An 18,574-nucleotide genomic window follows, 5' to 3' on the forward strand; every position below is an offset into this window, starting at 1 on the left:
CGCCTCAATCCTGGATCTTCGAGAAATCCGCTACCGCTCGCGTGGCGCTGCGGATCTCGTTCAGCAGCTTCAGGCGGTTCTCGCGCACCCTGGCATCGTCGTCGTTGACGCGCACCTTGTCGAAGAACGCATCGACGGGCGGACGCAGCTTTGCCATCGCACTCATCGCGGCCGCAAAGTCCTCCTTGGCAACAGCAGCGCTCGCTTCCGCCTTCACCTCGCCGATCGCCCTGGCCAGCGCCTTCTCCTCGTCGAGGCCGTAGAGCGCGGTATCAGGCGCGCCGTCGAACGTGCGCTTGTCCTTCTTCTCCTCGATCGAGAGGATGTTGCTGGCGCGCTTGGTGCCCGCGAGCAAATTCTTGCCGTCGTCGCTCTCGAGGAACTTGCCGAGTGCCTCGACGCGGCGAACGATCATCAGGAGATCGTCCTGGCCGCCGAGCGCAAACACGGCATCGACGAGATCGTGACGCGCGCCCTGCTCGCGGAGCTGAACCTTCAGGCGATCCGCGAAGAAGGCGAGCAGATCGCTCGGGATCCTCTCGGCATCCGTAGCTCTTGCCGACAAACTGGCAAGCGCGGACGCCGCCACCTTCATCAGCGACAAACGCAGCGCGTTCTCGGCGATCAGCCTGATAACACCGAGCGCGGCACGGCGCAGCGCATATGGATCCTTCGATCCCGTCGGCTTCTCGTCGATGGCCCAGAAGCCGACGAGCGTATCGAGCTTGTCCGCAAGCGCCACCGCAACGCTGACCGGATCAGTCGGCACGCGATCAGCGGGGCCCTGCGGCTTGTAGTGCTCCTCGCAAGCCGCAGCGACGGAAACATCCTCGCCCTGCGCCAGCGCGTAGTACTTGCCCATCAGGCCCTGCACTTCAGGGAATTCGCCGACGACTTCCGTTAGAAGATCCGCTTTCGCCAGATGCGCGGCACGCGTCGCCTTCGCGACGTCGGCGCCGACCAGCGGCGCGATCTCAGCGACAAGGCGCTCGATGCGCTCGATCCGCGCCGTCTGGGTACCGAGCTTCTCGTGGAACACGATCTGATCGAACTTCGGCAGACGGTCCTCGAGCCGGGTCTTCAGGTCAGTCTCGTAGAAGAACTTGGCATCGCTGAGCCGCGCGCGGATGACGCGCTCGTTACCGGCGATGATGGTCTTGCCGCCGTCGGTGGCCTCGATGTTGGCGATCAGGACGAACTTATTGGCGAGCTTGCCCGTCTTCGGGTCGCTGACCACGAAGCACTTCTGATTGTTGCGGATGGTAGCTCGGATCACTTCCCCGGGCGTTGCCAGGAATTCCGGTTCGAACGAGCCCATCAGCACGACCGGCCATTCGACGAGGCCCGAGACCTCGTCCAGCAGGTTCTGGTCCTCGACAAGCTCGAAGCCTTGCGCGAAGGCAAGCTGCTTGGCGTCGGTGAGGATCGCGTCCTTGCGCCTGTCAGGGTCGAGCACGACCTTCGCGTCGAGCAGTTTTGCTTCGTAGTCCTCGAAGCGGCGCACGTTGATCGCCGCTGGCGCGAGAAAGCGATGGCCGTACGTGGTCTGGCCGGTCTCGACGCCGTCCACCGAAAACTTCACGACATCGGGCTCTTCGGTCTCGAGGCCGAAGGTCGCGGTGATCGCGTGCAGCGGACGCACCCAGCTCAGCGAGCCTGATTTGGCCGAGCGTGCGCCCCAGCGCATCGATTTCGGCCAGGGGAAGGTGCGGATGATGACGGGAAGGATTTCCGCGAGCACGTCGATCGCGTCGCGGCCGGTCTTCTCGATCAAGCCGATGTAGAAATCGCCCTTGGGATCGCGCTGGATCTTGGCCTCATCCAGCGATTTCAGGCCAGTCGCCTTCAGGAAGCCCTGCACGGCCGCATCGGGCGCACCGACCTTCGGCCCGCGGCGTTCGGTCTTCAGGTCGGGCTGGCGCGCAGGGATGCCGTGCACGGTGAGCGCAAGGCGGCGCGGCGTCGCGAACGCCTTGGCGCCTTCGTAGACGAGGCCTTCGGCGACGAGCTTGTCGGTGACCAGGCGGCGCAGATCGTCGGCCGCCTTGGCCTGCATCCGCGCGGGGATTTCTTCGGAAAACAGTTCAAGCAAAAGATCGGGCATCAGGCCGCTCCGCCCGCTTCAGTATGGATCCAGGCCTCGCCGCAAGCCTTGGCCAGCTCACGCACGCGAAGAATGTAGCTCTGTCGTTCGGTCACGGAGATCACGCCGCGCGCGTCGAGCAGGTTGAAGACGTGGCTCGCCTTGATGCACTGGTCATAGGCGGGCAGCGCCATGAGATGCGCGTCGCGCTTGCCGTCCTTCCAGCCTGCTTCGAGATATTTCCGGCAGGCCGCCTCGGCCATCTTGAATTGCTCGAACAGCATCGCGGTGTCGGCAACTTCGAAATTGTGCTTCGAATATTCCCGCTCAGCCTGCAGGAACACATCGCCATAAGTAACCTTCTGGTCACCGTCGCCGCCGTTGAAATTGAGGTCGTAGACGCGATCGACGCCCTGCACATACATCGCGAGGCGCTCGAGCCCGTAGGTCAGCTCACCCGCAACAGGCGCGCACTCGAAGCCGGCAACCTGCTGGAAATAGGTGAACTGGCTGACCTCCATGCCGTCGCACCAGCACTCCCAACCGAGGCCCCAGGCGCCCAGCGTCGGGCTCTCCCAGTCGTCCTCGACGAAGCGGATGTCGTGCACGGCGGAATCGATGCCGATCGCGGCGAGCGACTTCAGGTACAGTTCCTGAAGGTTCGGCGGCGACGGCTTCATGATTACCTGGAACTGGTAGTAGTGCTGCATCCGGTTTGGATTCTCGCCGTAGCGGCCGTCCTTGGGGCGGCGCGAGGGCTGCACATAGGCGGCGTTCCAGGGTTTTGGCCCGAGCGCGCGCAGCGTGGTGGCCGGATGGAAGGTACCCGCACCCATTTCCATATCGTAGGGCTGCAGGATCACGCAGCCCTGCTCGGCCCAGAACCGCTGGAGCGCGAGGATGAAGCCCTGGAACGAGCGTTCCGGGCGCATATGGGCGGGCAATGAGGCGTCCATCGTCAGATCAGGCTCTCGCGGGGGGTTGAATCGCGCGGGACCGTATCGACGGCGGGGGTGGGAATCAAGGCAAAGGGGGGTGAATGACGTCATTCCGGGGTACCCGAAGGGCGAACCCGGAATGACCGTGCGTATGGAAAGGGCGCTACCTATCCCGGCCTATAGGCTCCAGTGACGGGGTCACGCTTCAGCGTCTGGATGGTCCCCATAGAGGCGGCCTCGGCGACGCGCGACAGGCGCATCTCCTCCAGCTCCTCGTTGATCCTGATGGCAGTCTTGTAGGCCCAGCGGACCACGGCAAGCCCACCCAGGACGCCCGCAAATGCGATAAACGGCGGCATCGGTCGATCCTTGTCTCGTGCTCAGCCCCCACACGCATATTCGCGCAGTCCGGCCCGAGCCGCAATTGGCTCGCGGCGGACCAAATGGCGCGGGAGGGCGGCGCCTAGAACCCAAATTTCGCCCAAATCGCCCGCGTCTCGATCGCCGAGATCAGATCATCCGGCAGGCCGGCCATTGATTCCATGGCTGAAAGCTGCCCCGCGCCGGGCGATTTCCGCCCCAACAGGCCGGACAGCAGCCCGGCCGGCTGCGCGATCACGGGGGTGAGAACCTTCTCGCCATAGCGGGCACGAAGAGTTGAGCGGAGATCGCCGATACCGTCGGCGAGCCCGAGCGCGATCGACGTCTCGCCGGCCCAATACTCGCCGGTGAACAGCGTCTCGTCCGCGCCCTTCAGCCTGAGACCGCGGCTCTCTTTCACCAGCGCGATGAAGATCTGGTGGATCTCTCGCTGAAGCGCCTTCAGCTTGGCGACGTCATCGGGGTTTTCGGGCAGGAACGGATCGAGCATCGCCTTGTGGGTGCCGGCCGTGTAGAGGCGCCGCTCGATCCCGAGCCGCTTGATCGCTTCCTGGAAACCGAAACTGCCGCCGACCACGCCGATCGAACCGAGGATCGAGGACGGATCGCAGAAGATCTCGTCGCCGGCGCAGGCGATCATGTAGCCGCCGGAGGCCGCGACGTCCTCGACGAACACCAGCACCGGCAGCTTCTTCTCCGCCGCCAGCTGCTTGATGCGCAGATAGATCTGGCGCGACTGCACCGGCGAGCCGCCGGGCGAATTGATCACCAGCGCCACCGCCTTGGCGTTGCGATAAGAAAAGGCTCGCTCCAGCACCCGTGCGACACCCGCCAGCGTCATGCCCGGGCGCAGTGGCGTCACTGCGCCGATCACGCCCGACAGCCGCACCACCGGCACAACCGCGGCGCCGGGGCGGATGCGCGCCGGCAGATATTGCATGAGCTTTTCGGCAAGGCCGGAATTTTCGCGATCGTTCAATTGCTCGGCCATGCCGTTACTCCTGATTTACCAATTCTTATCACGCGACTGTCATTGCTGGTGCCTGGAACGTGTTTTGCAGAATCCCTGTTGGGAAGCTGCAATGAGGCAGCGGAGGAAGCGACATGAAGGTCTATCTGCTGTTGATGCTGATCGGTGCGCTTTTCACGGCGATTCGCTTTACATCGCGGCCGGAACAGCAGTCGGAATCGCTTCCGCAGTAAGCCGTCACGGCTCCGCCAGCGGCAAGACCGCCCTCCCCTCCAGAATATTCCGCACCTCTTTTCTGGGCACACCTGACTCATCATTGAGCATCAGGCCCGGCAACAACCGCAACGGCGCCCGGCCGCCCTTGACGGCGCGGATCAGCACACGGATCGCAGGCCTGCCCGCTTCGCCGTGAACCGGCAGGACCGCCACGCTGCCGAAACCGCGTGACAGCGCTGTCAAAACGTCCGCAAGTCCATCCGCACGCCAGATCAGCGTCAGCACACCGCTCGATCGAAGGAGCCGCCTTGCAGCATGCACCCACGCATGCAACGTCTCGTCGGTCGCGACATGTGCGGCGTGACGCGCCTGGTTCGGCGAGCCGCGATGCCGCGCGGCATCGTTGAACGGCGGGTTCATCAACACGCAGTCCGCACTGTCGGGCATGAGCCCGCGTGCCGCGAAGGCCTGCGCGTCATCAGTGACGTCGAGCACCACAACCTCAACAGCAATCGCATTTGCCGCCGCGTTGGCGCGCGCGAGTTCGGCCAGTTCCGGATCGATCTCGACGAGACGAAGGTCGATGCCCGCGGCGCGCCGGGCCAGCGCCAGCCCGGCGGTGCCGACGCCTGCGCCGAGATCGACGACGCGGTCGCCTTCGCGAGCCTCGGTCGCCGCCGCAAGCAGGATCGCGTCATGTCCGGCCCGGTGGCCGGATCGCTTCTGCTTGAGCAGCAACTGCCCACCGAGAAAGGCGTCCTCGGTGAAATCTGTGACGACGTCAATCATCGCCGCGCAGCTCGTGGCTGAGGCCGGCCTCGGTCAGCAGCTGCCGAGCCGCGGTGGCGTCGTCCTCATGGACCAGGATCCGCCGCGGCAAAACGCCGAGCGAACCCTCGATGATGCTCATGTTCTGGTCCAGTACCAGATGATGGATGTTGGCGCCGTCGAGCAGCGCGCCGATCGCCGACACCAGCACGATATCGTTGGTCCGAACCAGTTCACGCAAACGAGCCTCCTGAGCTGAAAAGGGTTAAGCGGCAATGTCAATGGTTCCACAGGCCTTGCCGCATCCCCTTCCAGTTTCTATTGTCTTTCCATCAGAATAGCCCCTCCGGGGCAAATATTGGAGACCGGCGTGGCCGTCATCGTACCTTTCGAAACCCCCGGCGCGTCGATCGAAGAGCTGGTTGCCCTTGTCGCCGGCGACATGGAGCGCGTCAACGCCACGATCCTGTCGCGGACAGGGTCCGATGTGACCATGATTCCGGAGGTCGCCAACCATCTGATCTCCTCCGGCGGCAAGCGGCTGCGCCCGATGCTGACGCTCGCCATGGCCAACCTCGCCGGCTACGCCGGCGACGGCCACATCAAGTTAGCTGCCTCCGTCGAGTTCATGCACACCGCCACCCTGCTGCACGACGACGTCGTCGACGAGAGCGAGATGCGCCGCGGCAAGCTGTCGGCGCGCATGCTCTGGGGCAATGAAGCCAGCGTGCTGGTCGGCGACTTCCTGCTGGGACAAGCGTTCCGCATGATGGTCGAGGTCGGCTCGCTCCGCGCTCTCGACATCCTCTCTGCGGCCGCGGCGACCATCGCCGAGGGCGAAGTGATGCAGCTCGCCGCCGCCAAGAACACCGCGACCACCGAGGACGAATATCTCGCCGTGATCCGCGGCAAGACCGCCGAGCTGTTCGCAGCGGCTTGCGAGGTCGGCCCCGTCATCGCCAATCGTCCGAAGGCCGAGCAGACCGCCTGCCGCTCCGTCGGCATGAATCTCGGCATCGCCTTCCAGCTCGTCGACGACGTGCTCGACTATGGCGGCAAGAGCGCAAAACTCGGCAAGAACACCGGTGACGACTTCCGCGAGGGCAAGATCACGCTGCCGGTGGTGCTCGCCTTCCGCCGCGGCAACGATACCGAGCGCGCGTTCTGGATCAAGGCGCTCGAGCGCGGCGAGATCGGCGACAGCGACCTCGATCACGCCATTGGCCTCATGAACAAGCACCGCGCGCTCGAGGACACGCTGAGCCGCGCGCAGCACTACGGCGCCATGGCCGTGGACGCGCTGGCGCTATTCCCGTCCTCGCCGATGAAGAGCGCGCTGGAGCAGGTTGTGGCGTTCTGTCTGGCGAGATCACACTGAGCGCGATCGCTCCCCAGCAGCCTATCACGACCGCACCTCGATCAGCCCCGTCACTCTGAGGCGCTCGTGCCTCAGAGTGACGGCGATAGATTCGCGCTCGCTGCCCCATCCTCGTCATTGCTGTGCGAGCGCAGCGAAGCAATTCAAAATCCCTCCTCGGAAACAATCCACTAACTCACACTCGAACCTCGGTAGTTCGACGGCCGCAGCTTCGCAATCTACCATCGTTCACCTAGTAACTTGCATTTTGCAAGCTACTATCCTACCCTCCCCGTCATGCAGCCTAAACTACCCTCGATCCTGGAATGCCCGGTCGGCCGCGCCGTGGAGACGGTTGGCGAATGGTGGAGCATCTTGATCCTGCGGGATGCACTTCAAGGCTCGACGCGGTTTGACGAGTTCGAGCGCAATCTCGGCATTGCGCCAAACATCCTGTCGCGGCGGCTCGCCCATCTCACCAAGACCGGCATGTTCGTACGCCGCCGCTATCAGGAGCGGCCGCCGCGCTATGAATATGTGCTGACGGACAAGGCGCGGGATTTCTTCCCCGTGATCGCGACGCTGCTCGCCTGGGGCAACAAGCATCTCGCGCCGAAGGGCGAATCCATCCTGCTGGCGAACCGGGGCGATCGCCGGCCGCTCGATCCGGTCGTGGTCGACGCCGCCGACAGGCAACCGATCACGATCGCAAATGCGGTGGTGATCGCAGGTCCCGCCGCGAGCCGCCTGATGCGACGACGGCTCACCTCGCTCAAAGCCATGAACCCGGCGATTGCGCCGGCGGGAGACTGACATGCGTCGTATCGTCGTGACGGGAATGGGTGCGGTGTCGCCGCTTGGCTGCGGTGTCGAGACGTCCTGGCGCAGGCTGCTCGCCGGTCAGAGTGGCTTGCGTCCCCTGCCCCAATGGTCGCAGGCCCTGCCGGCGCGCATCGCTGGCCTCGTGCCCGACAAGGCCGATGATACGGACGGCGGCTTCGATCCGGCGGAGGCGGCTGCGCCGAAAGATCAGCGCAAGATGGACCGCTTCATCCTGTTCGCGCTGCTCGCCACCGCGGAGGCGGTGGCGCAGGCCAAATGGACGCCGCAGGACGCGGCGTCGCTGGAGCGAACCGCAACGATCATTGGCTCCGGCGTCGGCGGCTTCCCTGCCATGGCGGAAGCCGTGCGCATCGCCGAACAGCGCGGCCCGCGGCGGTTGTCGCCGTTCACGATCCCCTCGTTTCTCGCCAATTTGGCCGCCGGCCATGTCTCGATCAAATATGGCTACAGGGGCGCGCTGGGCACGCCGGTCACGGCGTGCGCCGCCGGCGTCCAGGCGATCGGCGATGCCGCACGCCTGGTCCGCGCGGGCGATGCCGATGTCGCGATCTGCGGCGGTGCGGAGGCCTGCATCGATCTCGTCAGCCTCGGCGGCTTCGCCGCAGCCCGCGCATTGTCCAGCGGGTTCAACGACGAGCCTACCCGCGCCTCGCGTCCGTTCGATCGCGATCGCGACGGCTTTGTGATGGGCGAAGGCGCCGGCATTCTCGTTATCGAAGAACTCGAGCATGCGCTGGCGCGAGGCGCCACGCCGATCGCCGAGATCATCGGCTACGGCACTAGCGCGGACGCCTATCACATGACGTCAGGTCCCCCTGATGGTGACGGCGCCCGCCGCGCCATGGAGATCGCGTTGCGCCAGGCGAAGCTTGCGCCCACCGATGTCCAGCATCTCAACGCGCATGCGACCTCGACGCCCGCCGGCGACGAAAGCGAGCTCGCCGCGATCGGCGCGCTGTTCGGCCGCGACAAGTCTATCGCGGTGAGCGCGACCAAATCGGCCACCGGTCATCTGCTCGGCGCGGCCGGCGGGCTTGAGGCCATCTTCACCGTACTCGCTCTGCGCGATCAGGTCGCGCCGCCGACACTCAACCTCGAAAACCCCGACGCGAGTGCCGATGGCATCGACATCGTAACTGGGACGGCGCGTCCGATGCAGATGCGGCATGCTATCTCCAACGGCTTCGGCTTCGGTGGGGTGAACGCCAGCGCGATCTTCCGGCGCATGAGCTAGCCAGCGGGCTTGCAATCGCGCTGGGCATCGTTACCAAAGCAGGATGAGCGAAACGAATTTCTGGCTGTTCCTGGCCGCCGCCCTTGTCATCGCCGCCGTTCCCGGTCCGGGCATCTTCTACGTCGCAGCTCGGACCTTGTCGGAAGGTCGCGCCGGCGGCTTGGCGTCGACCGCGGGCACCGCTCTGGGCGGGTTGGTCCATGTGGTCGCGGGCAGCCTCGGCATCTCCGCGATTATCCTCGCCAGCGCTGAATTGTTTGCTGCCGTCAAATTCGTCGGTGCGCTCTATCTGGTCTGGCTCGGCATCAAGACGTATCAAAGCGCCGGCCGGACGCTGTCGCTCGCGAGCGAGCCCGTCGGCGACACCAGGGCGTTCCGTGACGGCGTGCTGGTCGAGGCGTTGAATCCGAAGACCGCAGCGTTCTTCCTTGCCTTCATTCCGCAATTCCTCGATCCCGCAGGCGCGAGCCCGACGCTGCAATTCATCCTGCTCGGCGCCATCTCGGTGACGCTGAACACACTCGCCGATGTCGTCGTGGTGCTGATGGCATCCGCGACGCGCGCGCAGTTGATCGGACGACCGCAGTTGATGCGGCGCCTCACGCAAGGCTCCGGCGTCTTCATCACGGGCCTCGGCCTGTCACTCGCGCTGGCGCGGCGGCCAGTACAGGGGTAGGTCGCGATGATGACCCCAGAAAGCCATTTCTACGAGTCGCACGGGCTGCGGCTGCATTACGCCGATTGGGGTAACGACAGCGCACCGCCGCTCATCCTGGTCCATGGCGGTCGCGATCATTGCCGGAGTTGGGACGCCATCGCCCGATCGCTGCAACGGCATTTCCACGTGATTGCGCCGGATTTGCGCGGGCACGGCGATTCCGACTGGACCAAAGGCGGCAGCTACGCGCTGACGGAGTATGTCTACGATCTCGCCCAGCTCATCCGCCGCATCGCTGCGCCTCAGGTGACCCTCATCGGCCATTCGATGGGCGGCATGGTGAGCCTGATCTTCTCAGGCTCATTCCCCGAGCAAGTCGCAAAGCTCGTCGTTCTCGACGGCGTGACGATGCTGCCTGACACGCCGAAGCCGCCGGTGCATGAACGCATCGGCAAGTGGGTCAGCCAGCTCGACAGGCTGCACGATCGCACGCCGCGCCGTTATGCGACTCTCGAAGACGCGGCTGCGCAGATGGTGCTTCACAACAAGCGCCTCACCCGCGACCTCGCGCTGCACCTCGCCACGCACGGCGCGCGGCGGAGCGAGGACGGCACCTATAGCTGGAAGTTCGATCCCTATCAGCGCGCTTCCGCGCCGCACCGGCTCTGGCCGGATGATCACGTCGCGCTGTGGTCGCGGATCGCGTGCCCCACGCTGCTGTTGAATGCCGGCGAAAGCTTTCTGGCTGGCGCTCGTTCGGCGGGATTGGAGCGTTATTTCCAGCAGGCGCGCATCGCGACCATCGCCGGTGCCGGGCATTGGTTGCAGCACGACAAGCCGGAGGAGGTGCTGGGTGAAATCCGGAAGTTTCTGGGGCTGGCCGAGAATGGCGCGGACTAAAGCGTGATGGTATTAAGTTCGATAGCCTGAGTTTTTCAGGTAGTTGGCGCATTCCTCGGATGTGAAGGCATCGAGTGCGTGGCCGATTGCGGCGCAGACGGTGTCGACGGTTCGCGCGGCAGCTTTGCGGACGAGGTGCTTGAGCTTGGCGAATACCTGTTCGATCGGGTTCAGGTCGGGCGAGTATTTTGGCAGGAAGAAGAGCTTGGCGCCGACCGAACGGATGAGCTGGCGAACTGCTTTGCTCCGGTGGCTGCCGAGGTTATCCAGGATGACGATATCGCCGGGTCGCAGAACGGGCAGAAGAACCTTCTCGACATAGGTGCGAAAGCTCACGCCATCGATCGGCCCCTCGATGAACCATGGCGCATCAATCCGGTCATGGCGCAGGGCCGCCAGGAAAGTCATGGTCTTCCAGCGGCCGTGGGGAACCTTGGCGTGAAGTCTGTGTCCGCGCGGCGCCCAGCCCCGCAAGGGCGCCATATCGGTCCTGGTCCAGGTCTCGTCGATGAAGACCAGCCGCTCAGCTTCGACGCGACCTTGATACTTTGCCCACTGGGCTCGCCGCCGTGCGACCTCCGGTCGATCGCGTTCGCCAGCCGCCACGCTTTTTTTTGAAGCTGAGCTTCTCGGCATGCACGAAATCCCACACCGAGTGGTAGTCGACCTTCAGGCCGCGTCCGCCAAGCTCGGCGACGAGACCCCGTATGGTGAAATCGCCGTCCTTGATCCGCTGCGACAGCCAGATCGCGTGCTCGCCCGAAATTGCCTTCGGCTTGTAGCCACCGATCTGGCCAGGCTCGACACTGCCGGTCTTATCGACCCGCTTCATCCAGCCGATGGCCGTGCTGATCGCCACCCCAAACTGCTTGGCGGCTCGATTGCGGGACATCCCGCCCTCGATTGCCGCCACCACGCGCTTGCGAAGATCCAGAGAATAAGGCTTGCCCATCCATGCTGGCCTCCTATCCAGCCAGCATGGTGAATCAGAAACACACTGATTTGGGAATCCCAAATCGATTCACCCTAACCTCATCCCGCTTTAGTCCAGCCCACAGCCGAGTGGGCAACGGATAGGCCCTAGCTCAACGTCCCCGCATGCACCCACCAACCGGGGTGGCCGCGCCGGATCTTCTCGGCGGCGGCATGCGCGTCCGCTGGAGCGCCATAGATCGCAAAGCAGGTCGCGCCCGAGCCGGACATCCGCGCCAGCTTGACGCCGGCGGAAGAGCGCAACGCCTCCAGCACGTCACCGATGACAGGCTGGATGCGCAGCGCGGGAGCCTCGAGATCGTTGGCGACGGTTTCGAGAACGCCGACCCAATCGGAAACCGACCCGCCCGCCTCCGGCCAGGCCGGAGCTTCGAGCACGTCGGTCGCACCGACCAGCAATTCGCCGTTGCGTAGGCCCAACTCCTGGAAGACGTCCTTGGTCGCGACCGGTACGCGCGGATTGACCATCACGCAGGGCATGCTCGGCAAGGCCAGCGGCAGCAACTGCTCGCCGACGCCGGTCATGTCGCACGCGCGAGAGAGCAGGCACACCGGCACATCGGCGCCGGTCGCAAGCGCGACCTTCTGGAGCCTGGAATCATCGAGCGACAGATCGTTGAGGCGCGCCAGCAAGCGCAGCGCCGCCGCCGCATCGGCCGAGCCGCCGCCGATACCGGCTGCGACCGGCAGGACCTTGTCGAGCGCGAAGGCGCCGAGCTTCAGATGCGGCACCGCTTCGGCCAGCAGTTTTGCGGCCTTGAACACGAGATTGTCCGAGGTCTCGCCGCAGGCCGCCGCAAGCGGCCCCGTGGTCGCAAGCCTGAGCTCGCCACCCGGTTCCAGCGTGAGCCGGTCGGCACAATCGGCAAATGCAACCACGCTTTCGAGATCGTGATAGCCGTCGGCGCGACGGCCAACCACGCGAAGGCTCAGATTGACCTTCGCGCGCCCTTCTTCAATCAACGCCGGCATCGGCGATACGCCCCCAGAACTCAACCAGATTAGCCGCCCTTGCCGTCGTCCTTCTTCTTGTCCGCCTGCGCGGCCGAAGAGTTCGAGCTGTCATCCGTCATGCCGTTGGCGATCTTGGCCTCGATCTTCGGCAGATCGTCCGGCTCGGGCTTGAGATCGCGGGCATGCGCCCACTGGAATTTGGCTTCAAGCGTACGGCCGACGCGCCAATAGGCGTCACCGAGATGGTCGTTGATGGTCGGATCCTCGGGCTTGAGGTCGATCGCGCGCTCGAGGTTCTTAACCGCCTCTTCGTAATTGCCGATGCGGTAATAGGCCCAGCCGAGGGAGTCGACGATGTAGCCGTCGTCGGGACGCTGCTCGACGGCACGCTTGATCATCTTCATGCCTTCGTCGAGGTTCACGCCCTGGTCGATCCAGGAATAGCCGAGATAGTTCAGCACATGCGGCTGATCGGGCTGCAGCTCGAGCGCCTTCTTCATGTCGGCTTCGGCCTTGGCCCACTCCTTGGAGCGCTCCTCGCAAATGCCGCGGTAGTAGTACCAGACGCTGTTGGCTTTGTCGTTGCCTACAGGCAGCACGGCGATGCCTTGCGAATAGGTCGCGCCGCAGTCGCCGAACTTCTTGCGGCCGCGCTCGAGATTGCCGAGCGCCATGATGGCTTCGAGATCCTTCGAGTCCTCGGTGATGACGCCCTTGAGGATCTTGATCGCCTCGTCGGTTCGGTCGGCGGAATCGAGATCGATGGCGAGCTGGATCTGCGCGTTGCGCTTGAGGGGCGAACTCGACGGCACGCGCTCGTAGATCTTGATCGCCATCTGCGGACGCTTCACCGATTCATAGAGGTCGGCGAGCGAGAGCAAGGCCAGCGGATGGGTGGGCTGGAGATAGAGCGCGAGTTGGAGATAGACCAGCGCGAGATCCTCGCCGCCTCGGCGGGTCAGCGTCGCGCCGATGCCGTAGAGCGCCTCGGCTGCACCGGCCTGCGCAGAATCGACCAGCGGCGGCATCTTCTTGCCGGCCTTGGTCTCGCGCAGACCTTCCACGATCAGCGGATGACGGGCGAGCTTCTTGTCGAAGGCTTCATAGATCGCCGTGGCCGACGCCGCGTCCTTGTTGCGCGACAGCCAGCGCGCATAGGCCTCGGTGACGCGCAGCATGGAATCGTCGAGCTTGTAGGCGCGTTCGAAACGGACGCCCGCGTCCTTTTCCTTGCCGGCGTTCTCGAGGATCATGCCGGCATGCAGGTCCTTGAACAGCGGATACCATTCCGGGCCTGCCAGCTTGTCGATCGTGGCGACCGCGCCCTTGGCATCGCCCGCCCCATAGGCGGCCCAGCCGGACAGCAGCGTTGCGACGAGATCGGTGATCGGCCCACGGATCGACTGGTTGATGTTGCTCTGCGCGCTCGAATATTTCTTCAGCTTCAAATCGTGCACGCCGACGACGAGGCGCGCAACGCGATTGGTCTTGTCGATGGTGAGGATGCGCTCGGCGAGCTTGACCGCCTCCTCGATGTCGCCGTCGTCGACCGAGGAAATGAAGGCGCGGTCGAGCAACTCGTTGTTCTTCGGGTCGGTCCGCAGCGCGGAGCGGTAGAAAGCGGCGGCCGAAGTCGCGTCGCGCTCGACGCTGGCGTGGCGGGCGGCGAGATAGCTGCCGGCGGTGGTGAGCGACTTCAGATCGTTTCGGGTCGGAAACTGCGCCGCCGTGTCGGCCGGATGGTCCGGCGTCTGCGCCAGCACTCCGCCGGGGACCGCCATGATCGCAGAGCCGGCAAGAGCGATGGCAGCAGCAGTCCAGCGGTTGAAACGATTTGAAAACATCAGGGCTCGCCTTGAGTTGGTAGTGCCTGGGTTCGAAGCAAAAGGCCGTCTCGCACGCGAACGCGACCGGCGACATCGGACCCGGAACCGTCGGGTCCGGACAATGCCGCTTTTGGCGCTTCACCGCAAGGATTCGGACCGGGCGATCCCTTCCGCACGCCCCAAATCGGCCAGCCGCGCCCCAAGACGCCGCTACTATGGCCTTATCGTGGCCGGAGGCACCTGTGGCGCTCCCGATCTCACGCGAACGTGCGCTCCATCACCCTTCGGGCCTATTTGCCCGCCTGGCGCGCCCTTACATCGCCTCGTAGTTCGGTCCACCGCCGCCCTCCGGAGGAACCCAGGTGATGTTTCCGTTGGGGTCCTTCACGTCGCAGGTTTTGCAGTGGACGCAGTTTTGGGCGTTGATCTGGTAGCGCGGAGCCGCGCCCTCCTCGACCCACTCGTAGACGCCGGCCGGGCAATAGCGATTCGAGGGACCGGCGAAGACGTCATGCTCGGACATCTTCTGGAGGTTCATATCGGCAACCCGGAGATGGATCGGCTGATCCTCCTCATGGTTGGTGTTCGACAGGAACACCGAGGACAGCTTGTCGAAGGAAATCTTGCCGTCCGGCTTCGGGTAGTTCCTCGGCGCATGTTGCTTGGCCGGATCGAGCGTCGAGCGGTCGGGCTTGACATGCGACTGCGTGCCGAACAGCGAGGTGCCGAACAGCGTGTTGAACCACATGTCGAAGCCACCGAGTGCGACGCCGAGCACGGTGCCGAACTTCGACCACAGCGGCTTGACGTTGCGAACCAGGAACAGATCCTTGCCGACCGACGAGGACCGCCACGCGTTCTCGTAGTCGACGACCTCGTCATTGGCGCGATCGGCCGCGAGCGCGGCCGCGACATGCTCGGCCGCCAGCATGCCGGTGCCCATCGCGTTGTGGACGCCCTTGATGCGCGGCACGTTGACGAAGCCGGCCGCGCAGCCCACCAGCGCGCCGCCGGGGAAGGTCAGCTTCGGCACCGACTGGTAGCCGCCTTCGGTGATGGCACGCGCACCGTAAGCAAGCCGCTTGGCGCCCTCGAAGGTGCCGCGGATCGAGGGATGGGTCTTGAAGCGCTGGAATTCGTCGAACGGCGACAGATAGGGATCGTCGTAGTTCAGGTGCACGACGAAGCCGACGGCGACGAGATTGTCGTCGTAATGATAGAGGAACGAGCCGCCGCCGGTCTTCAGGTCGAGCGGCCAGCCGAACGAGTGCTGGATCAGGCCCTTCTGGTGCTTGGCGGGGTCGATCTGCCAGACTTCCTTGAGACCGATGCCGAACTTCGGCGGCTCGCTCTTGGAATCGAGCGCGAACTTCGCGATCAACTGCTTGGTCAGGCTGCCGCGCGCGCCTTCGGCGAACAGCGTGTACTTGCCGAGCAACTCCATGCCGCGGGTGAAAGAGTCCTTCGGCTTGCCGTCGCGGCCGATGCCCATGTCGCCAGTGGCGATGCCCTTCACCGCGCCCTTCTCGTCATAGAGCACTTCGGCCGCGGCAAAGCCCGGATAGATCTCGACGCCGAGCGCCTCGGCCTTGCGCGCCAGCCAGCGGCAGACATTGCCGAGCGAGCCGATATAACAATGATGATTGTTCATCAGCGGCGGCATCATGAAGTTCGGCAGCTTGATCGCGCCGCCGGCGGTCATCCAGTAGAAGCGGTCGTCCTTGACCTGCGTCTTGAGCGGGCAATCCGAATCCTCGCGCCAATCCGGGATCAGCTTGTCGAGCCCGGCCGGGTCGATTACGGCGCCGGAGAGTATGTGCGCACCGACCTCGGAGCCCTTCTCCACCACGACGACGTTGAGATCGGCATTGATCTGCTTGAGCCGGATCGCCGCGGCCAGGCCCGAGGGGCCGGCGCCGACGATGACGACGTCGAATTCCATGGATTCGCGCGGGGGAAGTTCTTCGGTGCTCATCTGATCTCAGCCCTTGAGACGGTTCCTTGTCATTTGCGCCCCCTTGTTTCCGATTTTTCCGGGTAGGACAACCACGGAAATGCGTTCCGCTGGGATGCAAGGCGTCCTAAGATGAACTAATAGTCTGACTTTCCCGATGATCCCCGAGCCCGCACCCACCGTCCGAGAGCTTCTCGCCTTCTATCTGGAGGCCGGTGTCGACTGCGCGCTTGCGGAGGAACCGATCGACCGCCTGGCGGAATTAGACGCCCCGCCGCCGGCCCCGCGCGCGGCGTCGCCGTTCGAGGCACCGCGGCCTATTGCTGCGCCCGCCGTGATGCGCGGCGAGACCGCACCGGCGCCCGACGTCGCGATCGCCTCAGCGCGCGAGGCCGCACGCACCGCGCCGACGCTCGAGGCGCTCCGCGAACTCATGCAAAACTTCGAAGGCTGCGCGCTAAAGCATACCGCGACGCGGCTGGTGTTCGCCGATGGCAATCCGCAGGCCCGTATCATGTTCGTCGGCGAGGCGCCGGGCCGCGACGAGGACATCGAGGGACTGCCTTTCGTCGGACGCAGCGGCAAGCTGCTCGATCTGATGATAGGTGCCATAGGCCTCAACCGCACCACGGTCTACATCACAAACGTCATCCCCTGGCGACCGCCGGGCAACCGCACGCCGACGCCGCAGGAGACGCAGATCTGCCTGCCCTTCATCCAGCGGCATATCGAGCTGGTGAACCCCGACGTGCTGGTGACGCTCGGCAATCCCTCGACGCAGACGCTGCTCTCGACCCGCGAGGGCATCATGCGCACGCGCGGGCGCTGGTTCGAGTACGAGACCGGCCAACGCACCATCCGCGCGCTGCCGACGTTTCACCCGGCATACTTGCTGCGCTCGCCATCATACAAGCGCTTGGCCTGGCAGGATCTACGCGCGATCGCAAAGGCCCTGGCGGGTTAGCAGGCTCTCGTACTCACGTTCCCTTCGGCCGCACGATGGCCCAGCCGATGCGCAGGAGTTGCTGGCGTCCGGTCACCAGCCATTCGAAGGCGCGCGGCACTTCGGGCACGATGCCGGGGAAGCGCGCAAGGATTTCGGGCGGCGGGGTTCCCGCCGTATCGGAGGCACGCCAGACCACGACGCCGCCGCTCTCGCTGAATTTGGCCTGCGACATCCACGGCGTGCGCGCAGGATTGGCGTCGATGAAGAGGTGCGGCCGGCCGGAATGCAGCGTGATCAGGCTTGCAAGCTGGGTCTCACCGGCAACCGCGCGCAGGCGATGATTGGTACGGCGGGCAAAGCTCTCGTCGAAGAAATCCGAGATCGCGCGGGCCGGCATCGAGGTCGCGATCTCGCCGGTGCCGGTCCAGGGCATGAACAGCACGCCCAGCACGACACCGGCGGCGGGCGCCACGACGGCCGCCGCCCACACCGTGCGCAACATCCGCGCGCCGCGCATGGCGATGAGATCGCCTGCCACCACGACCATGGCGAGGCCCGACATGACCAGCACGACGCCGGCGCCGCCGACGACGGCCTCGAACCCGAACAAGCCGGAAATCACGACTGCACCGAGCGCCGGCGCCAGCGCGAAGAAGTAGACGAAGTTGCGTGCAAGCGGCTCGACCGGTGGCCGGTAAATGATCGGCGCCTCCTCGCCCCTGCCGGCGAACAGGGGCGCGTTGAGGAAGCTCAGTACCGGGACCGCGATCGCACCGAGCACGAGCCCGCCGAGCAGCCAGGCGGCGTGGATCGCGCGGGCGCTGAGGTCCGCCACTTGCGGCAGGGCTGGCAGGAGGAGAGTTTGGGCACGCATCAGCCAGACCGCGTAGGGCAGCGCCAGCACGGCGACGACGACGAGTGCGAACAGCGGATCGAGTGCGCGCAAGGTTCGGCGGCCGGCTGCGGTCGCAAGCGCGAAGATGACGAGCATCGCGAGCAGGAAGATTGCGGCCGGCGTGGTGAGGAGCAGGAGGCCCGCTTCGATCGACCAGGCGAACCATGCATTGCCGCGGCGCTGGCCGATGATCTGCCAGGAATGCAGCAGCAGCAGTGCCCAGAGCGGCCGCGCGAGTACCAGCGGGCCGAAGTCGAGCGCCGACGAGGAGAAGGCCAGCACCGTCATGGTCAAGAGCACGGCGAGCACCGCCTGCTGGGTGCCGACGACGGCGCGCGCCAGATGATAGAGTGCGATGAAGGTCGCGATCTCGCAGAGCTCGGCCAGCACGTAGACGCCGAACATGTGGCCGCCCGCGACGCGATAGGCGATATCGGCAAGCCAGATCGACAGCGGCGGGCCGAGATCAGTGCCGACCTGGTATTCCCTGCCGAAGGCCAGCAGGGTCGCGAGGCTGCCGGGCGGGCTGTGGTAGAACAACAGCGCCACCAGCAGCCACATCGCGGCCTGGAGCAGCACGGCAATCCAGACGATCAGTCGCGGCCGGGCGCGAATGAGCTCGATGACCAGGGAGGTAAACCGCATGCAACGCCCGCAA

The 18,574-nt window shown here is 65.0% G+C and carries 17 protein-coding genes; 6 read left to right on the forward strand and 11 right to left on the reverse strand.

What is annotated here, in order from left to right:
* Nucleotides 1-4: 4 nt before the first annotated feature.
* The 6 genes from glyS to XH90_RS26820 all read right to left on the reverse strand — a co-directional run bounded on the left by glyS (nt 5) and on the right by XH90_RS26820 (nt 5,597).
* The gene (gene glyS, locus XH90_RS26795; RefSeq protein WP_194477294.1) at nt 5-2,104 is read right to left on the reverse strand and encodes a glycine--tRNA ligase subunit beta; all 2,100 of its coding nucleotides are present in this window, start codon (nt 2,102-2,104) and stop codon (nt 5-7) included.
* Entirely contained in the window at nt 2,104-3,039 is a 936-nt protein-coding gene (locus XH90_RS26800; protein WP_194477295.1) for a glycine--tRNA ligase subunit alpha, read from the reverse strand. Before XH90_RS26800 ends, glyS begins: the two co-directional genes overlap by 1 nt.
* Before the next feature lie 149 nt (nt 3,040-3,188).
* Entirely contained in the window at nt 3,189-3,380 is a 192-nt protein-coding gene (locus XH90_RS26805; protein ID WP_194477296.1) for a hypothetical protein, read from the reverse strand.
* Nucleotides 3,381-3,484: 104 nt separating this feature from the next.
* Nucleotides 3,485-4,393 carry a S49 family peptidase gene (locus XH90_RS26810; protein WP_194477297.1) on the reverse strand — a complete coding sequence of 303 codons (909 nt, stop codon included), beginning with the start codon at nt 4,391-4,393 and terminating at the stop codon, nt 3,485-3,487.
* Between the two features lie 216 nt (nt 4,394-4,609).
* Nucleotides 4,610-5,377 carry a tRNA1(Val) (adenine(37)-N6)-methyltransferase gene (locus XH90_RS26815; RefSeq protein WP_194477298.1) on the reverse strand — a complete coding sequence of 256 codons (768 nt, stop codon included), beginning with the start codon at nt 5,375-5,377 and terminating at the stop codon, nt 4,610-4,612.
* Nucleotides 5,370-5,597 (reverse strand): DUF2007 domain-containing protein, encoded by a 228-nt coding sequence (locus XH90_RS26820; RefSeq protein ID WP_194477299.1) that lies wholly within the window; start codon nt 5,595-5,597, stop codon nt 5,370-5,372. The genes XH90_RS26815 and XH90_RS26820 overlap by 8 nt, the downstream gene beginning before the upstream one ends.
* A gap of 129 nt (nt 5,598-5,726) precedes the next feature.
* On the opposite strand from XH90_RS26820, the gene XH90_RS26825 reads away from it, so the two are divergent.
* The 5 genes from XH90_RS26825 to XH90_RS26845 all read left to right on the forward strand — a co-directional run bounded on the left by XH90_RS26825 (nt 5,727) and on the right by XH90_RS26845 (nt 10,348).
* Nucleotides 5,727-6,734, forward strand: coding sequence for a polyprenyl synthetase family protein (locus tag XH90_RS26825; RefSeq protein ID WP_194477300.1), 1,008 nt, complete (start codon nt 5,727-5,729; stop codon nt 6,732-6,734).
* A 276-nt stretch (nt 6,735-7,010) separates the two neighbouring features.
* Nucleotides 7,011-7,526: a helix-turn-helix domain-containing protein gene (locus XH90_RS26830; protein WP_194477301.1), complete on the forward strand. Its 516-nt coding sequence runs from the start codon at nt 7,011-7,013 to the stop codon at nt 7,524-7,526.
* Nucleotide 7,527: 1 nt separating this feature from the next.
* A complete protein-coding gene (gene fabF, locus XH90_RS26835; protein WP_194477302.1) occupies nt 7,528-8,790 on the forward strand; it encodes a beta-ketoacyl-ACP synthase II in 1,263 nt (420 codons plus the stop codon).
* A gap of 43 nt (nt 8,791-8,833) precedes the next feature.
* On the forward strand, nt 8,834-9,466 hold the full coding sequence (locus XH90_RS26840) for a LysE family translocator (RefSeq protein ID WP_194477303.1): 633 nt from the start codon (nt 8,834-8,836) through the stop codon (nt 9,464-9,466).
* 6 nt (nt 9,467-9,472) lie between these two features.
* Nucleotides 9,473-10,348 (forward strand): alpha/beta fold hydrolase, encoded by an 876-nt coding sequence (locus XH90_RS26845; RefSeq protein WP_194477304.1) that lies wholly within the window; start codon nt 9,473-9,475, stop codon nt 10,346-10,348.
* A 12-nt stretch (nt 10,349-10,360) separates the two neighbouring features.
* Here XH90_RS26845 and XH90_RS26850 read toward each other — a convergent pair.
* The 4 genes from XH90_RS26850 to XH90_RS26865 form a co-directional block, all read right to left on the reverse strand.
* A protein-coding gene (locus XH90_RS26850) for an IS630 family transposase (RefSeq protein ID WP_194476425.1) occupies nt 10,361-11,300 on the reverse strand; the annotation gives its coding sequence in 2 pieces (ribosomal slippage) (nt 10,361-10,963 and nt 10,965-11,300; 939 coding nt in all).
* Nucleotides 11,301-11,428: 128 nt separating this feature from the next.
* Nucleotides 11,429-12,313 (reverse strand): 4-(cytidine 5'-diphospho)-2-C-methyl-D-erythritol kinase, encoded by an 885-nt coding sequence (locus XH90_RS26855; RefSeq protein ID WP_194477305.1) that lies wholly within the window; start codon nt 12,311-12,313, stop codon nt 11,429-11,431.
* 29 nt (nt 12,314-12,342) lie between these two features.
* Complete coding sequence (locus tag XH90_RS26860; protein ID WP_194477306.1) at nt 12,343-14,139, reverse strand: tetratricopeptide repeat protein; 1,797 nt, start codon at nt 14,137-14,139, stop codon at nt 12,343-12,345.
* 295 nt (nt 14,140-14,434) lie between these two features.
* Nucleotides 14,435-16,096, reverse strand: a complete 1,662-nt coding sequence (locus tag XH90_RS26865) for an electron transfer flavoprotein-ubiquinone oxidoreductase (protein ID WP_194477307.1) — start codon at nt 16,094-16,096, stop codon at nt 14,435-14,437.
* Between the two features lie 136 nt (nt 16,097-16,232).
* Here XH90_RS26865 and XH90_RS26870 point away from each other — a divergent pair, with 136 nt between their 5' ends.
* Nucleotides 16,233-17,039 (forward strand): uracil-DNA glycosylase family protein, encoded by an 807-nt coding sequence (locus tag XH90_RS26870; RefSeq protein WP_194477308.1) that lies wholly within the window; start codon nt 16,233-16,235, stop codon nt 17,037-17,039.
* A 13-nt stretch (nt 17,040-17,052) separates the two neighbouring features.
* On the opposite strand, the gene XH90_RS26875 is transcribed toward XH90_RS26870, so the two are convergent.
* Entirely contained in the window at nt 17,053-18,561 is a 1,509-nt protein-coding gene (locus XH90_RS26875) for a glycosyltransferase family 39 protein (protein ID WP_194477309.1), read from the reverse strand.
* Nucleotides 18,562-18,574 lie beyond the last annotated feature (13 nt).

The organism is Bradyrhizobium sp. CCBAU 53338 (assembly GCF_015291665.1).
Lineage (GTDB): Bacteria > Pseudomonadota > Alphaproteobacteria > Rhizobiales > Xanthobacteraceae > Bradyrhizobium.

What these genes read in the sequence shown, in the direction of transcription:
- XH90_RS26865 (WP_194477307.1), bottom strand. Translation starts at nt 16,096, where the DNA reads ATGAGCACCGAAGAACTTCCCCCGCGCGAATCCATGGAATTCGACGTC.
- XH90_RS26855 (WP_194477305.1), bottom strand. Translation starts at nt 12,313, where the DNA reads ATGCCGGCGTTGATTGAAGAAGGGCGCGCGAAGGTCAATCTGAGCCTT.
- XH90_RS26870 (WP_194477308.1), top strand. Translation starts at nt 16,233, where the DNA reads ATGATCCCCGAGCCCGCACCCACCGTCCGAGAGCTTCTCGCCTTCTAT.
- XH90_RS26875 (WP_194477309.1), bottom strand. Translation starts at nt 18,561, where the DNA reads ATGCGGTTTACCTCCCTGGTCATCGAGCTCATTCGCGCCCGGCCGCGA.
- XH90_RS26860 (WP_194477306.1), bottom strand. Translation starts at nt 14,139, where the DNA reads ATGTTTTCAAATCGTTTCAACCGCTGGACTGCTGCTGCCATCGCTCTT.
- XH90_RS26810 (WP_194477297.1), bottom strand. Translation starts at nt 4,393, where the DNA reads ATGGCCGAGCAATTGAACGATCGCGAAAATTCCGGCCTTGCCGAAAAG.
- glyS (WP_194477294.1), bottom strand. Translation starts at nt 2,104, where the DNA reads ATGCCCGATCTTTTGCTTGAACTGTTTTCCGAAGAAATCCCCGCGCGG.
- XH90_RS26800 (WP_194477295.1), bottom strand. Translation starts at nt 3,039, where the DNA reads ATGGACGCCTCATTGCCCGCCCATATGCGCCCGGAACGCTCGTTCCAG.
- XH90_RS26845 (WP_194477304.1), top strand. Translation starts at nt 9,473, where the DNA reads ATGATGACCCCAGAAAGCCATTTCTACGAGTCGCACGGGCTGCGGCTG.
- XH90_RS26830 (WP_194477301.1), top strand. Translation starts at nt 7,011, where the DNA reads ATGCAGCCTAAACTACCCTCGATCCTGGAATGCCCGGTCGGCCGCGCC.
- fabF (WP_194477302.1), top strand. Translation starts at nt 7,528, where the DNA reads ATGCGTCGTATCGTCGTGACGGGAATGGGTGCGGTGTCGCCGCTTGGC.
- XH90_RS26840 (WP_194477303.1), top strand. Translation starts at nt 8,834, where the DNA reads ATGAGCGAAACGAATTTCTGGCTGTTCCTGGCCGCCGCCCTTGTCATC.
- XH90_RS26805 (WP_194477296.1), bottom strand. Translation starts at nt 3,380, where the DNA reads ATGCCGCCGTTTATCGCATTTGCGGGCGTCCTGGGTGGGCTTGCCGTG.
- XH90_RS26815 (WP_194477298.1), bottom strand. Translation starts at nt 5,377, where the DNA reads ATGATTGACGTCGTCACAGATTTCACCGAGGACGCCTTTCTCGGTGGG.